Raw genomic sequence first — 14624 nt, 5'->3', positions numbered from 1 at the left:
CGCGCGCACGCGCGCGCACGCGCGCGCTGGCCCGCGCTGCGTTTCGTGAGCAGAAACGGTCGGGTCGTACGTGCCCACCCGACCATTGCTGCTCACGAAGTGCGGTGGTCGCGACCACGGACGGACGGACGGGAGGCGCGGTGCCAGCCGGCACCCCTCCCTCGCAGGCTCGGTCGGCGCGCCCCGCGCAACGCTTCGCGTTGCCGCTGAGCGGGGCGCGCCCGTCAATCAGGTGGTGACGACCACTACACGGCGACCGCCACGCGGTCGTCCGCCGTCTCGGACACGGCGGCGTCGGCCGCCGGGGCCCGCCGCACGAACTTCTTCAGCCCGACGAGCACGAGCGCCGACACCACGGTGCCCGCGAGGATCGCGACGATGAACATCGCCACGTCCCCGATCGCGAAGAACACGAAGATCCCACCGTGCGGCGCCCGCGAGGTCACGCCGGCAGCCATCGAGATCGCACCCGTGACCGCGGCACCGACCATCGACGCCGGGATGACGCGCAGCGGGTCGGCGGCCGCGAACGGGATCGCCCCCTCGGAGATGAACGAGGCACCGAGCAGCCACGCGGCCTTGCCGTTCTCGCGCTCGGGCTTCGTGAAGCCCTTGCGGTAGAGCACGGTCGAGGCGAGCGCCAGGGCCAGCGGCGGGACCATGCCCGCGGCCATCACGGCCGCCATGATCTCGAACGGGACGACGTTCGTCGCGGATCCGGCGCCGAGGCCGGCGACTGCGAACGCGTACGCCACCTTGTTGACCGGGCCACCGAGGTCGAACGCCATCATCAGGCCGAGGATGATGCCGAGCAGGATCGCCGAGGCACCGGACAGCGAGTTGAGGAACTCGGTCAGCTGGGTCATCAGCCAGGCGATGGGCCCGCCGAGCACGAGCAGCATGAGCCCCGAGGCGATGATCGACGCGAACAGCGGGATGATGACGACGGGCATCAGGCCACGCAGCCAACGCCAGGTCGGGATGCGGCCGATCCAGTAGGCGGCGGCACCGGCGATGAGACCACCGATCAGGCCGCCGAGGAACCCGGCGTTCATGAAGACGGCGATCGAACCGGCGACGAAGCCGGGCGCGATGCCGGGTCGGTCGGCCATGGCGTAGGCGATGTACCCGGCGAGCGCTGCCACCAGGAACCCGAGCGACACGCCACCGATCTGGAACGCGGCGGCACCGAGGTAGTACGCCAGACCCTCCGGCGGCAGGTTCAGGAGCGTGTAGTTCGTCAGCGTGTAGACCGCGTTGTTCTGCCCCGAGTCACCGTGGGTCAGCGCGATGCCGTACCCGGCGAGCAGGAAGCCGAGCGCGATGAGCAGCCCGCCGCCCGCGACGAACGGGATCATGTAGCTCACACCCGTGAGCAGCCAGCGCTTGAGCGCCTGCCCGAAGTGCTCGTCCTTGGCGGTGCTCGAGCCGGCCTCGGCCGCGTTGCCGTGCACGCGTGCGGCGTTCGGGTCGTCGGCGGCACGGAGGGCCTCGGCGATCATCTTGTCCGGCTCGTCGACACCGCGCTTGACCGGGCCGGCCACGAGGGGCTTGCCGGCGAAGCGGCCACGGTCGCGGACGTCCACGTCGACCGCGAAGACGACGGCGTCGGCACGGGCGATGAGGGCCGGGTCGAGCGGCTCGACCTGCGAGGACCCCTGCGTCTCGATGTGCATCTCGGCACCCGCGCGCTGGGCCGCGGCGACGAGGGCGTCGGCTGCCATGTAGGTGTGCGCGATGCCGGTCGGGCAGGCGGTGACGCCGACGAGCACCTTGCGTGCTCCGGCGGTGGACCCGGCCGCGTCGCCGTCCGCGGCGTGCGTGGCGGCGGCGGGTCGCGCCTCCTGGCCGGTGGCGGTCGCACTGGAGGCGCTGCTCGCGGTGCCGACGCCGGCCTGCGCGACCTCACCGCTCACCTCGCGGTCGACGAGGTCCACGATCTCCTGCGGGGTGGCGGCGGCGCGGAGGGCGGCGGTGAAGTCCTCGCGGATGAGCGCACGGGCCAGGGTCGAGAGGACCGTGAGGTGGTCCTTGTCGGCCCCTTCGGGCACGGCGATCATGAAGACGATGTCGGCGTCGCCGTCCGGGGCGCCGAACGACACCGTGCGGGCGAGGCGGCTCATCGCCAGGGTCGGCTCGGAGACCGACGCGGACCGGGCGTGCGGGATCGCGATGCCACCGGGGACGCCGGTGCCGACGCTGGCCTCGCGCTTGATCGCGTCAGCGGCGAGGGACGCCCCGTCCGCCGCGCGGCCGGTCGCGGCGACGCGGTCGGCGAGGACGCGGATGACGTCGCTCGAGGTGGCGCCGAGGTCCTCGTCGAGACCGACGAGCTGGACGCTGATGAGGCGTGGACTCGTGTTGACGGACATGGGTTGCTCCTTTGCAATGGCGCTGGGGGCGCGGGTGCTGCGGGGTTGAGTGTGTGTGCGGGGGTGGGTCAGGCGGGTTCGGGCGCTCGCTCGAGCGCTCGGACCTCGATGCCCGACGGGTCGGTGTGGTCGAGGGCGGGGACGTCGCTGCCGGGGAGGGCGGCGGCTGCCGCTCCGGTGGCGACGGCCTGGGCGAGGCGCTGCTCGGGCGACTGCCCGGCGACCTCGGCGAGCAGGTAGCCGGCGAGGGAGGAGTCCCCCGCGCCGACGGTCGAGCGCGCCACGATCCGGGGTGCTGCGGCCGCGTAGCTCCCGTCCTCCGTCACGAGGACGGCTCCGGCGCTGCCGAGCGTCAGGAGCACGGTGCCGACGTTCTTGTCACGAAGGCGCTGCGCCGCGATCGCTGCCGCGTCGACGTCCCGCTCGAACTCGTCCGGGTCGCCGCCGACGACCTCGGCGAGCTCCTCGGCGTTCGGCTTCACGAGGTCGATCCGCTCGCCGGACTGCAGCAGCGCGGTGAAGGGCACGCCCGAGGAGTCGACCGCGATCCGGACGTCGCCGCCGTGGCGCTGCCGGACGGCTCGGACGAGGACCGCGAGGGCATCGTCCGGCAGCCCCGGGGGCAGGGAGCCGGCGAGGACCACCCAGCGTGCGACGGGTCCGGTCGCGGTGGCACCGGCGGTGTCGGCGACGAGTGCCGCGAGGTCCTCGAGGCGACCCGCGAGCGACGGACCGGGCTCGTTGAGCTTCGTCGTCGTGCCGGTCGGCTCGGTCACCGTGACGTTCGAGCGGAGCGGTGCACCGATCGGGAGTGCCGCGGTCGGGATCCCGCGCGTCGCGAGGCCGAGCAGCACCGGGTCGAGCTCGTCGCCGGGCAGCACCGCCACGGTGTCGCCGCCGCTCGCGACGACGACGCGGGAGACGTTGACGCCCTTGCCGCCGGGCTCGGCCGTGGAGCGGGTGGCGCGCTGGACGGCGCCGCGCTGGAGTTCGCCGGCGAGCTCGATCGTGCGGTCGAGGCTCGGGTTCGGGGTGACCGTGACGATGCGGGTGCTCATGGTGCTGCGTGTCGTGTTCGTGTTCGTGGTCATGCGACGACCACCTCGACGTCGGCTTCGGCGAGCGCTCCGGCGAGGTCGGCCGGCGGCTCCTGGTCGGTGACGATCGTGTCGATCTCGTCGAGCCGGGCGAACCGCATGAGCGCCTCGACCCCGTGCTTCGCCGCGTCCGCGAGCACCACGCTGCGCCGGGCCGCGAGGACGTACGCCCCCTTCACCGCCGCCTCGTACTCGTCCGGCGTGCTCAGGCCGAAGCCCGCGGACAGGCCGTTCGTCCCGACGAAGGCGATGTCCGGACGCAGCGCGCCGATCTGCTCGACCGTGGCCGTCCCGACGGCGGCGCTCGTCACCCCGCGGACACGGCCGCCGAGCAGGTGCAGCTCGACGTGCTCGCTGTGCTGCAGGGTCGCGGCGATCGGGACCGAGTTCGTGATGACCGTGAGGGTCGCCCCGGCCGTCGCGGGCTCCCACCGGGCGAGCTCGGCGGCGACCGCGGCGCAGGTGGTGCCGGCGTCGAGGGCGATCGAGCCGGTGAAGGTCGGCGGGACGAGGCGCATCGCGGCCCGGGCGATGGCGGACTTGGCGGAGTTGTGCTGCCCCTCGCGCTCGGCGACGGAGAGTTCGACGACGCTCGATCGGCCGACCGGGACCGCTCCCCCGTGCACGCGGCGCAGGAGGCCGGCGGACTCGAGGGCGTCGAGGTCACGGCGGACGGTCTCGGTCGTGACGTCGAAGTGCTCGGCGAGGTCGGCCACGGACACGCGGCCGGCGTCCTGCAACGCTGCTGCGATCGCGTCGTGCCGCTCGGTTGCGTACATGCCCGAACTCCTTCGTTCCCGTGGGTTTTGAGAAGCGTACGTCCGGATGCCACACAAACGCAACCATGCTTGTCAGTATTTCAACATTTGATATGCTGTTATTATGCACGCACCTGCAGGCACCCATTGGCGGACGGACATCCAGGGCCTCCGCGCCGTCGCCGTGCTCGGCGTCGTGCTCTTCCACGCAGGTGTGCCGTGGCTGGACGGCGGCTACACCGGAGTCGACGTGTTCTTCGTCATCTCCGGGTTCCTCATCACCCAGAACCTCCTCCGGGAGCGCGCGGGCTCGGGCACCATCCGTCTCGGTCGGTTCTTCGTCGGGCGCCTGGTGCGCCTCGGCCCGGCGGCTGCGGCCACGGTGCTGTGCACGGTCCTCGCCGTCCACTTCCTCCTTCCGCCGCTCGACCGGACCGGCGCGCGGACGAGCGCCTGGGCCGCGCTGTTCGGGGCCGAGAACCTCAAGCTCGCCGCGACCGGCACGGACTACCTCGCCGCGCACGCACCGAGTCCGTTCCAGCAGTTCTGGTCGCTCGGCGTCGAGGAGCAGTTCTACGTCGGGTGGGCGCTCGTGCTCGCCCTCCTCTGCTCGGTCCCGGTGCTCCGCCGCGTCCTGCTGCCGATCGCCGTCCTCCTCTTCGTCCTGAGCTTCGTCACGATGATCGTGGTGAGCGACATCAGCGGCCCCTGGGCGTTCTTCGGCGTGCACACGCGGACGTGGGAACTCGGTGCGGGAGCGCTCACCGCGATCGTCGCTCGTTCCGGCCGCCGTCGGGCCAGCGGGGACGCACGACTCCCCCGCTGGGCGGGTCGTCTCGCCCGGCCCGTCGGGCTCCTCGCGATCGTGGTCTCGTACGTCGGGTTCGACGAAGCGACCCCCTTCCCCAGCGCTTGGACCCTACTCCCGGTCCTCGGAGCAGTCCTCGTGGTGGCACCGCTCCCGGCGGACCGCACGGCGGCGCTCCTCTCGACCGCCCCGCTGCGATGGCTCGGAGACCGCTCGTACTCCCTGTACCTGTGGCACTGGCCGGTCCTCCTGCTCCCGACCCTCGCCTGGGGGCGGCCGCTCCGTCCGTTCGAGGTGGTCGCGGCGTGCGCCGTCACCGTCGCGCTCGGCTGGAGCAGCCACCTGCTGCTCGAACGCTGGACCAGTCACTGGGCTCGGCGCACCCGACTCCGTCCGGTCGCGCTCGTTGCGGGAACCGTCGTCGTCGCTGCTGCAGTGGCGCCGCTCACCGCACTCCCGACGCTCCGCGGCGAAGTGGTGGCGAGTACGCCGTCACCCACCGACGTGCTCGGCGGGCCGCGATCACCCGCGGGCGTCCCAGCCAACCTGACGCCCGCCGTGGCATCCGCGGAGGACGACCTCCCGGCGCTCTACGCGGACGGCTGTCATGCAGAATCGACCGCCACCGCACCCACGTCCTGCACGTACGGCGACGACGACAGCAGCCGGACGATCGTGCTCTTGGGAGACTCCCACGCCGCACAGTGGTTCACGCCGGTCGTCGAAGCGGCCGATGCCTCGGGCGCACGTGTCGTACCGATGACGAAGTCCGCCTGCCCCGCGGCGAGCATCCCCGTGACCTCCGAAGCACTGGGCCGCGAGTACCGCGAGTGCGATCAGTGGCGAGCAGCCGCACTCGAGCGGATCGCCGAGCTGGAGCCGGACCTCGTCGTGCTGTCCAGTGCGGCCGCCGGCTACGAACCGACACGGATCGGCACCGGTTCGTTCGAGCGAGCATGGGAAGACGGACTCCGCCGGACGATGTCGACGATCACCGAGCGCACCGGCGCTCGGATCCTCCTCGTCCACGACACCCCTCGGTGGACGGAGAGCCCGAACCGATGTCTGTCCGGAGCGATCGACGACGTCGGCTCGTGCGCCCGCTCGCAGGTCGACCTGCACCGCCCGGAGATCGCCGAAGCCGAGCGTCGTGCCGTGAGCGCGGTGGGCGGCACCGCGGTCGACCCGTTCCCCTGGCTGTGCACAACGACGTGCTCCCCGGTGGTGTGGAACGTGCTCGCTTACCGTGACGCCGACCACATCACGGACACCGTCGCGACCGTGCTCACGCCGAGGGTCGCCGAGGCGATCGGCTCGGCGGGCTGAGCCTGCGTCAGCCCTTGACGGCCCCCGCGGTCATCCCGCTCACGAGCCGCCGCTGCACGATGAGGAAGAACATCACCACCGGGATCGAGAACAGCACACTCGCCGCCATGAGCCCGCCGAAGTCCGTCCCCTTGTTCGTCGAGAACCCCGCGAGCCACACCGGCAGCGTGTACATCCCCTGGTCCTTGAGCATCACGTAGGCCGTCAGGTAGTCGTTCCACGCAGCGATGAAGGCGAACACACTCGTGGCGATGACCCCCGGCATCACCAGCGGGAACAGCACGCTCCACAGGATCCGGAACGTCCCCGCACCGTCGACCTTCGCGGCTTCCTCGATCTCGACCGGCACCGCGACGAAGAACCCCCGCATGACCCAGATCGAGAACGGCAGCACGCTCGCGACGTAGGCGAGGATCAGCCCGATGTAGCTGTTGAGCAGCCCGAGCGACTGGAACGACAGGAACAGCGGGATGAGCAGAGCACCCGACGGGATCATCTGCACGAAGAGGATCGCCACGAGGATCGCCCGCCGGCCACGGAACCGGAAGCGCGACAGCGCCGCCGACGCCAGGAACCCGACGACGATCGACAGCAGCACGGCCGCCACGACCACGATCGCGGAGTTCCGCAGGTACACGAGGAACCCGTCCTGCGTCAGCGCCCGCGTGAAGTTCTCGAGCGTCGGCCGCAGCGGCAGCCAGATCGGCGTGAGGGTCGTCACTTCGTCCGACGGCTTGAACGCCGTGTTCACCATCCAGTAGATCGGGAACACCCAGACCAGGCAGAAGACCACCGCGATCGTGTTCGCCACGACCCGCGGCCTGCGTCGGCGCGCGCGCACCGGCGCGATCGGACCGGGCCTGGAGGCGCGACCCGCCCCCGTCACGTCCGGTTGCGTCTCGGAAGCGGTCGCCCCGGTGACACCGGGGGTGGTCGTCGTCGTCACAGGTCTTCCTCCCCGCTCCGGACGAGCCGGCGGATGTAGTAGCTGGTGAGCGCCCCGAGGATCAGCGTCGAGATGACGGCGATCGCCGCGCCCTGCCCGTACGCGTTCGACACGAAGGACTTCACGAACGTCCAGATGCCGAGGGTGAGCGTGGTGTCCTCGGGGCCGCCCTTGGTGAGCAGCCAGATCTGGTTGAAGACGTTGAAGTCCCAGATCACCGAGAGGATCGTGACGAGCAGCAGCGTCGGCACGAGCGCCGGCAGGGTGATCGAGCGGTACATCGCCCACGCGGACGCCCCGTCGAGCGCCCCGGCCTCGTAGTACTCGGGCGCGATCTGGGACTGCGCGGCGTACAGCGTCAGCGCGACGAACGGCACCGCCTGCCAGATCACGAGCGAGAGCACGATCGTCAGCGCCTGCCCGGGGCTCGACGCCCAGTTGTCCTGCGTGTGGTCGCCGAACACCCCGAGTTGAGTGATGAGCCAGTTGAGCACGCCGTAGAAGGGCTGGAAGAGCCATTGCCAGACCAGGCTCGACGCGACGTTCGGCATCGCCCACGCCAGCACGAGCACGACACTCACGACCGTGCGCATGACGACACCGAGCCGGGTCAGCAGCTGGGACACCGCCATGCCGATGCCGATGGTCCCGATCACCATCGCGCCCGTGACGAGCACGGTGCGCAGCATGACCGGCCAGAAGCTGGCGTCGGTGAGGACGTTCGTGTAGTTCGTGAAGCCGGCGAACCCGGCCTGCCCGGTGAAGATCGCCCGCAGCCCGTAGTCCTGGAAGGAGATGACGACCAGGCGGACGAGCGGGTAGACGACGAGCGCGAGGAGCAGCAGCGCAGCCGGTGCGAGCAGGACCAGCGGCGCTCGTGACGAGGTGAGCGATCGACGTCCTGCGCGGCCGCCCGGCCCGGTGGGACCGCGACGCCCCGTCGACCCACGCCGGGTCCCCGGCTCGGCCTGCGCCGAACCGGGGACCCGCTCCGCAGTGGAGGTCATCGAACTACTGCTGCGCGTTGAGCGCGGTCGTGAGGTGCTCCGAGAAGCCCTCGGCTGCCTGCTTCGGCGTCTTCCGACCGGTGGCGACGTCCGCGAACATCGTCTGGAACGTCGAGTCGCCTTCGATCGTCGCCCAGCCCGGGGTCGCCGGCGTCGGACGGCTGGTGGAAGCGGCCGCGAAGTACGGCTTGTGGAGCTCGTCCACGTCACCGGCGACCGCGTCGAGCAGCTGCGTGGAGTTCGGCTCCCAGCCGTCGACCCCGAACACCTGGTCCTGCTGGAACTTCTTCGAGGTGAGGATCTTCGTGTAGTACAGCGCGAGGTCCTGGTTGGCGGACTTCGACGGGATGCCGAGGTCCGAGCCACCGAGGAACACCGGCTGCGTCTTGCCCGCGGTGCTCGACGGCATCGCGAAGGTGCCGATCTGGTCCTTGAGCTCGGGCTTCGCCGTGGTGATCGAACCGATCTCCCACGCGGACCCGAGGATCGCCGAGGTGTTGCCCTGTGCGAAGACGTCGGACTCGGCCGGCTTGTCGGTGTTGATGTCCTGCGTGGACTTCGCCGAGTACGAGTTCTGGAAGTCCTTCCACGCGGTGAGGCCCTTCACGGCGTCGGCGGAGTCGATCGCGCCCTTCCACTTGCCGTCCTTCTCGGTGGCGATCTGCCCACCGGCGTCCCACACCCACTGCAGCCCGCCGTACCAGTACTGCCCCGGCATGTAGAACGCCGAGAAGTCCGCTTGCGGGTTCTTCGCCTTGACCTTGTCGAGGTCGGCCGTGAGCTCGTCGTAGGACTTCGGGACGTCGGTCACCCCGGCGTCGGCCCACATCTTCTTGTTGTAGATCACCGCACGGTTGCCGGCGAAGAGCGGGGCGCCGTACAGCTTGCCGTCCACGGTCGCCGGGCCCTCGAGCCCGGAGAGCCACGTCTGCCCGTCGGCCAGCTCGTCCTTGTACGGCGAGAGGTCCATCAGGCCACCTGTCGCCGCGTACACCGGTACCTGCGTGTTGCCGAGGTCGACCACGTCCGGCGCGTCCTTCTGTGCGAGGGCCGTGGTGAGCTTCGTGGTGATGCCGTCCCACTGCTGGAGCTGCAGCTTCACCTTGGCGCCGGTGGCCTTGGTGAACTGCTTCTCGGCGACGTCGAGGATCTTCGGGCTGAGGTCGCCGTTCATGATCCAGACGGTGAGGGTCTTGCCCTTGCCATCGGGTGTGCCGATGGACTTCGTGCCGCCGTCGGAAGCTCCGTTGCTTCCGGCGGAGCACCCGGTGAGGGCGAGCGCGCCTGCGAGGGCGAGCGCACCGAGTGCGGCGAAACGCGTGCGTGTCACGTTGACTCCCTTGGTCCGACCTTTATGAAAGGACGTTGCGTAATGGTGAGTAAAGACCCATCACGCGGGGATGTCAACCACGAACCGGCAGGCTGTGGACAATCGCGATCCGCATGTTTCCGGGGGATCACGGATGTGGAACGGATGATCGACGGCGCTTGACGAACTGGTCATGACCAGGCATGATCAGCACCCGCGCTCAGGCGTCGAACGGCACCTCGCCGTGCTTGCTCACACCCGCACGCTGCCGGTGGGCCAGGTGCCCACCGAGGTACCCGCCGACGCCGACGACCGCGAGCCCCGCGAACCCGAGGAGCTTGCCTGCCCCGTGGTTCCCGGACTTCCGTTGCATCCACGACAGCCCGTACAGCGAGATGCCCACCCAGTTCACGGCCTGGTGCACCCAACCGGTGCGGAGTTGCTCACGATCGAGCTCCGACCAGTCGACGTAGCCGGCCACCGAGGCGCTGCCCGACGACACCAGCCCCACACCGACGAGGGTCTTCGCCGCCCGCGCGTTCCCCTTCCCGCCGATCAGGTCGAGCACCGCCGCCGAGATCCACGCACCCAGCGGTACCTGCACCATGAGCGGGTGCAGCGGGTGCCCGAACGGCACGCCGTGGAGCAGCTGGCGCAGTGCCTTCGGCTTCGCGAGGGCGTTCACCACGGAACGATCGATGTCGACAGCCTTGTCGAGCACGCTCGCGTGCTCGACGGCGTCGGTGAGGCGACGGAACGCTCGGATCCCAGGCATGCCCTGGACGGTAGGCCTGGAGGCGCGGTACCGGTCCCAGGAACCGGCACCGCACCTCCAGGCCGTCACGTCCAGTGCGCCGCCTACTCCTCGACGATCTCCGCGAGTTCGAACGGCTCCACCGTCAGCTCATCGCCGCCTGCGGCGACGTCGACGCGGACGGTGTCCCCGTCACGCACGTCACCGGCGAGGATCGCCCGCGCCAACCGGTCGTCGATCTGCCGCTGCATGAGCCGACGGAGCGGACGCGCTCCGTACACCGGGTCGTACCCGCGCTCGGCGAGCCAGGCCCGGGCGTCCGGGGTGACGGCCAGCTCCAGTCGGCGGTCGGTCAGCCGGCGTGCGAGCCGGTCGACGTAGAGCGACACGATCTGGCCGAGGTCCTCTTGCGTGAGCGCCTGGAACACCACGATGTCGTCGAGTCGGTTGATGAACTCGGGGCGGAAGGCCTGCTGGACGAGCTCGCGGACAGCCTCCTCGCGCTGCACGTCGGTGATCGACTGGTCGGTCATGAACTGCGACCCGAGGTTCGACGTCAGGATGAGGATCGTGTTCCGGAAGTCCACCGTCCGGCCCTGGCCGTCGGTCAGGCGGCCGTCGTCGAGGACCTGCAGGAGCACGTCGAAGACCTCGGGGTGGGCTTTCTCGATCTCGTCGAGCAGCACCACGGAGTACGGGCGACGCCGGACGGTCTCGGTGAGCTGCCCGCCGGCCTCGTAGCCGACGTACCCGGGCGGGGCGCCGATGAGCCGCGCGACCGAGTGCTTCTCGCCGTACTCGCTCATGTCGATCCGGACGAGTGCCTTCTCGTCGTCGAACAGGAACTCGGCGAGCGCCTTGGCCAGCTCGGTCTTGCCGACGCCGGTGGGGCCCAGGAACAGGAACGAGCCCGTCGGACGGTCCGGGTCGGAGATGCCCGCGCGGGTGCGACGGACCGCTTCCGACACGGTCGAGACGGCGGAGCGCTGCCCGATGATCCGGCGGCCGAGTTCGTTCTCGAGGTGCAGGAGCTTCTCGGTCTCGCCCTGCAGCAGGCGCCCGAGGGGAATGCCCGTCCACTGCGCGATCACGGCGGCGATGTCCTCGTCGGTGACGCTGTCGTTCACCATCCGGTCGGCCTGCTCAGCTTGTTCGGCGGCGGCGAGCTCGGCCTCGATCCGGGGCTTCTCGCTGTACTCGATGCGCGACACGAGTTCGTAGTCGGCCTCGCGCTGTGCCCGCTGCGAGCGCATGTTGAGGTCGTCGAGCTGCTGCTTCAGTTCACCGATGCGGTTGAGGCTGGCGCGTTCGGCCTGCCACCGCTGCTCGAGTTCGCCGAGCAGGGTCTCGCGGCTCGCGAGCTCGGCCCGCAGCGTCTCCAGCCGAGCCTTCGACGCGTCGTCCTTCTCCTGCTTCAGCGCGAACTCCTCGACGCGCAACCGGTCCACGGTGCGCTTGAGCTCGTCGATCTCGACCGGGCTCGAGTCGATCTCCATCCGGAGCCGGCTCGCGGCTTCGTCGATGAGGTCGATCGCCTTGTCGGGCAGCTGCCGCCCGGAGATGTACCGGTTCGACAGGCTCGACGCGGCCACGAGCGCGGAGTCGTTGATCGTGACCTTGTGGTGCGCCTCGTAGCGCTCCTTGAGGCCGCGGAGGATCGCCACGGTGTCCTCGACGCTGGGCTCCCCCACGAAGACCTGCTGGAAGCGCCGCTCAAGGGCGGCGTCCTTCTCGATGTACTCGCGGTACTCGTCGAGCGTCGTCGCGCCGATGAGCCGGAGTTCACCGCGCGCGAGCATCGGCTTGAGCATGTTCGACGCGGCCACGGACCCTTCGCCCCCACCGGCGCCCATGAGGGTGTGCAGCTCGTCGATGAACGTGATGACCTGCCCGTCAGAGTCGTTGATCTCCTTGAGCACGGCCTTGAGCCGCTCCTCGAACTCGCCGCGGTACTTCGCGCCGGCGATGAGGGCGGACATGTCGAGCGACACGAGCCGCTTGTCCTTGAGGGAGTCGGCGACGTCACCCGCGACGATCCGCTGGGCGAGTCCTTCGACGACGGCCGTCTTGCCGACGCCGGGTTCCCCGATGAGCACGGGGTTGTTCTTGGTGCGACGCGTCAGCACCTGGGAGACGCGCCGGATCTCGGCGTCCCGCCCGATCACCGGGTCGAGCTTGCCGTTGCGGGCGATCGCCGTGAGGTCGACGCCGTACTGCTCGAGGGCGGTCTTCTGTCGCTCTTGCGAGTCAGGAGCGCCCTGGAGGTTCGCCATGCGTTCCGTCCTTTCGTTGCGGTGGTCCTGTAGTTGAGTCTACTCCACTCAACTTGCGTTCGCAGCGGGAGATTCCCGCCGCGGGTTCCGGATGCCGACGGCACTCACGAGTGCGCCGGCGAGGAGCAGCAGCGCCATCACGACCATCGCGCGGTGCAGTCCCTCGACGCTCACGGCACCGCCGAGGACGATCCCGGCGAGCGCGACCATGACGAGCCCGGCGATCCGCGCGATCGCGTTGTTGACGGCCGAGCCCGCACCCGCCTCCGACTGCGGGACCGACCCGAGGACCGCACTCGTCAGCGGCGTCACCATCAACGCGATCCCCGCTCCGACGAGCACCAGACCGGGGAGCACCGACCACCAGTACCCGATCGGCTCGTCACCGGCGAAGAGCAGCAGGAGCGCCCCGACCGCGGCGATCGCGGGACCGGCGGCCATGAACCACCGCGGACCCCAGCGGCCGGCCAACGACCCGACCGTGGTGGAGAGGAGCAGGAGCATCACGGTCGGGGGCAGCGTCGCGAGGCCGGCGAGCCAGGCCGGGAACCGCCAGACCTCTTGCAGGAACAGCGTCACGACGAAGAACACCATCCCGAGGGCCCCGTAGATCGACAGCGTCGCGAGGTTGCCGACGGTGAAGTTCCGCGCACGGAAGAGCTCGAGCGGGACCAGGGGTGCACCGTGCCTGCGGGTGACGCGGAGCTCCCACGGCACGAACGCCACGAGCGCTGCCCCGCCGAGCACCAGCGCGGCGAGGACGACCGGCGCGCCCCACCCGAGACGCTCCTGCTCGATCAACCCGAGGACGACACCACCGACGCCCACGACCGCCAGCACGGCGCCGACCACGTCCACGTGCGCCCGCGGCCCCACCCGGACGTCCGCCGAGATCCGCGACACGAGCGGGATCGTCACCGCGATCGGCACGGCCGTCAGCACGAAGATCCACCGCCAGCCGATGCCGTCCACGACGAGGCCGCCGACGACCGGCCCGAGGATCGTCGCCGCGCTCGACCACGCCGTCCACGTGCCGATCGCCTTCGCCTGCGCCGCACCGCGGAACGCCGCCACGATGAGCGCGAGGGCACTCGGGGTCACGAGCGCACCACCGACGCCCTGCAGCGCCCGGGCGACGATGAGGACCTCGCCCGTGGGGGCGATCGCGCACACGATCGAGGCGATCCCGAAGACCACGAGGCCCCACGTGATGATGCGGACGCGGCCGAACAGGTCGGACAGACTGCCGGCCACGAGGATGAGCGAACCGAGCGTCACGAGGTACGCGTCCACCGTCCACTGCTGCACGACCAGTCCCCCGCCGAGTTCGTCGCGGATGGCGGGGAGCGCCACGTTCACGACGCTCGAGTCGAGTCCCACGACGAAGGACGACAGGATCGCGACGACGAGCACGACACGGCGGTCGTCGCGGAGCGGGGCCGTGGCCGCCGGGGCTGGGGTCGTCATGTGCCCATCCTCCGCCACCGCGCGCGGTCCCGCCTGCCCCCGGGAGGACCTGTGGACAACTCGCCGGACACGACGAAGCCCCCGCGACCGATGGGGTCGCGGGGGCTGCCGACAGGACGGGGCTGGGGTCCTAGTTCCTGGAGTCCGAGTTCGGCTGGACCGACGGGCCGGGGTTGACGACCGGCTGCGGAGCCGGCTCGGCCGCGGTGTTCGTCACGGTCGTGGTCTGCACGCCGGGGTCGGTGCCCTTGGCCTTCTTCTCGTCGTCGCCCATCTCCTTCTTGAAGATGTTGATCGACTGCCCGAGGCCCTTGGCGAGTGCCGGGAGCTTGGTCGCACCGAACAGCAGGATGACGATCCCGAGGATGATCAGCAGGTGTACGCCACCGAGGTTTCCGAGCATCATGACTCCTTGAATCTGGATCTGGTCGCCGTCTCCGAGTCACCGTCGACGCGTGCGGCGGAAGTCCGTCGTGCACCCATCGTAACTCGCACCGGTCGGGAAAC

Annotated in this window: 11 protein-coding genes; 1 reads left to right on the top strand and 10 read right to left on the bottom strand. The window is 70.3% G+C overall.

Annotated elements, in window-relative coordinates; translation table 11 throughout:
* Positions 1-245: 245 nt before the first annotated feature.
* The 3 genes from ACIPKM_RS03965 to ACIPKM_RS03955 form a co-directional block, all read right to left on the bottom strand.
* Entirely contained in the window at positions 246-2372 is a 2127-nt protein-coding gene (locus ACIPKM_RS03965; RefSeq protein WP_071303450.1) for a fructose-specific PTS transporter subunit EIIC, read from the bottom strand.
* 68 nt (positions 2373-2440) lie between these two features.
* A complete protein-coding gene (locus ACIPKM_RS03960) occupies positions 2441-3463 on the bottom strand; it encodes a 1-phosphofructokinase family hexose kinase (protein WP_261646397.1) in 1023 nt (340 codons plus the stop codon).
* Entirely contained in the window at positions 3460-4248 is a 789-nt protein-coding gene (locus ACIPKM_RS03955; protein WP_070417069.1) for a DeoR/GlpR family DNA-binding transcription regulator, read from the bottom strand. Before ACIPKM_RS03955 ends, ACIPKM_RS03960 begins: the two co-directional genes overlap by 4 nt.
* A 103-nt stretch (positions 4249-4351) precedes the next feature.
* Between ACIPKM_RS03955 and ACIPKM_RS03950 the strand changes: the two genes are divergently transcribed.
* Positions 4352-6361 carry an acyltransferase family protein gene (locus ACIPKM_RS03950; RefSeq protein WP_071294418.1) on the top strand — a complete coding sequence of 670 codons (2010 nt, stop codon included), beginning with the start codon at positions 4352-4354 and terminating at the stop codon, positions 6359-6361.
* Between the two features lie 7 nt (positions 6362-6368).
* On the opposite strand, the gene ACIPKM_RS03945 is transcribed toward ACIPKM_RS03950, so the two are convergent.
* From ACIPKM_RS03945 to tatA, 7 genes are all read right to left on the bottom strand, one after another.
* Positions 6369-7172, bottom strand: a complete 804-nt coding sequence (locus tag ACIPKM_RS03945; RefSeq protein ID WP_254790681.1) for a carbohydrate ABC transporter permease — start codon at positions 7170-7172, stop codon at positions 6369-6371.
* Positions 7173-7303: 131 nt separating this feature from the next.
* A complete protein-coding gene (locus ACIPKM_RS03940) occupies positions 7304-8314 on the bottom strand; it encodes a carbohydrate ABC transporter permease (protein ID WP_083295087.1) in 1011 nt (336 codons plus the stop codon).
* Between the two features lie 4 nt (positions 8315-8318).
* Positions 8319-9644: a sugar ABC transporter substrate-binding protein gene (locus tag ACIPKM_RS03935; RefSeq protein ID WP_071294417.1), complete on the bottom strand. Its 1326-nt coding sequence runs from the start codon at positions 9642-9644 to the stop codon at positions 8319-8321.
* Between the two features lie 199 nt (positions 9645-9843).
* Positions 9844-10398, bottom strand: a complete 555-nt coding sequence (locus ACIPKM_RS03930) for a DUF2231 domain-containing protein (RefSeq protein WP_071294416.1) — start codon at positions 10396-10398, stop codon at positions 9844-9846.
* A gap of 83 nt (positions 10399-10481) precedes the next feature.
* Positions 10482-12650, bottom strand: a complete 2169-nt coding sequence (locus ACIPKM_RS03925; RefSeq protein ID WP_083403134.1) for an ATP-dependent Clp protease ATP-binding subunit — start codon at positions 12648-12650, stop codon at positions 10482-10484.
* 48 nt (positions 12651-12698) lie between these two features.
* Complete coding sequence (locus ACIPKM_RS03920; protein WP_071294415.1) at positions 12699-14117, bottom strand: MFS transporter; 1419 nt, start codon at positions 14115-14117, stop codon at positions 12699-12701.
* A 130-nt stretch (positions 14118-14247) separates the two neighbouring features.
* Positions 14248-14523 carry a twin-arginine translocase TatA/TatE family subunit gene (gene tatA, locus ACIPKM_RS03915; protein WP_306577014.1) on the bottom strand — a complete coding sequence of 92 codons (276 nt, stop codon included), beginning with the start codon at positions 14521-14523 and terminating at the stop codon, positions 14248-14250.
* Between the last annotated feature and the right edge of the window lie 101 nt (positions 14524-14624).

The organism is Curtobacterium sp. NPDC086286, assembly GCF_044746255.1.
GTDB lineage: Bacteria > Actinomycetota > Actinomycetes > Actinomycetales > Microbacteriaceae > Curtobacterium.
This window is presented reverse-complemented; position numbering and strand designations above follow the sequence as displayed.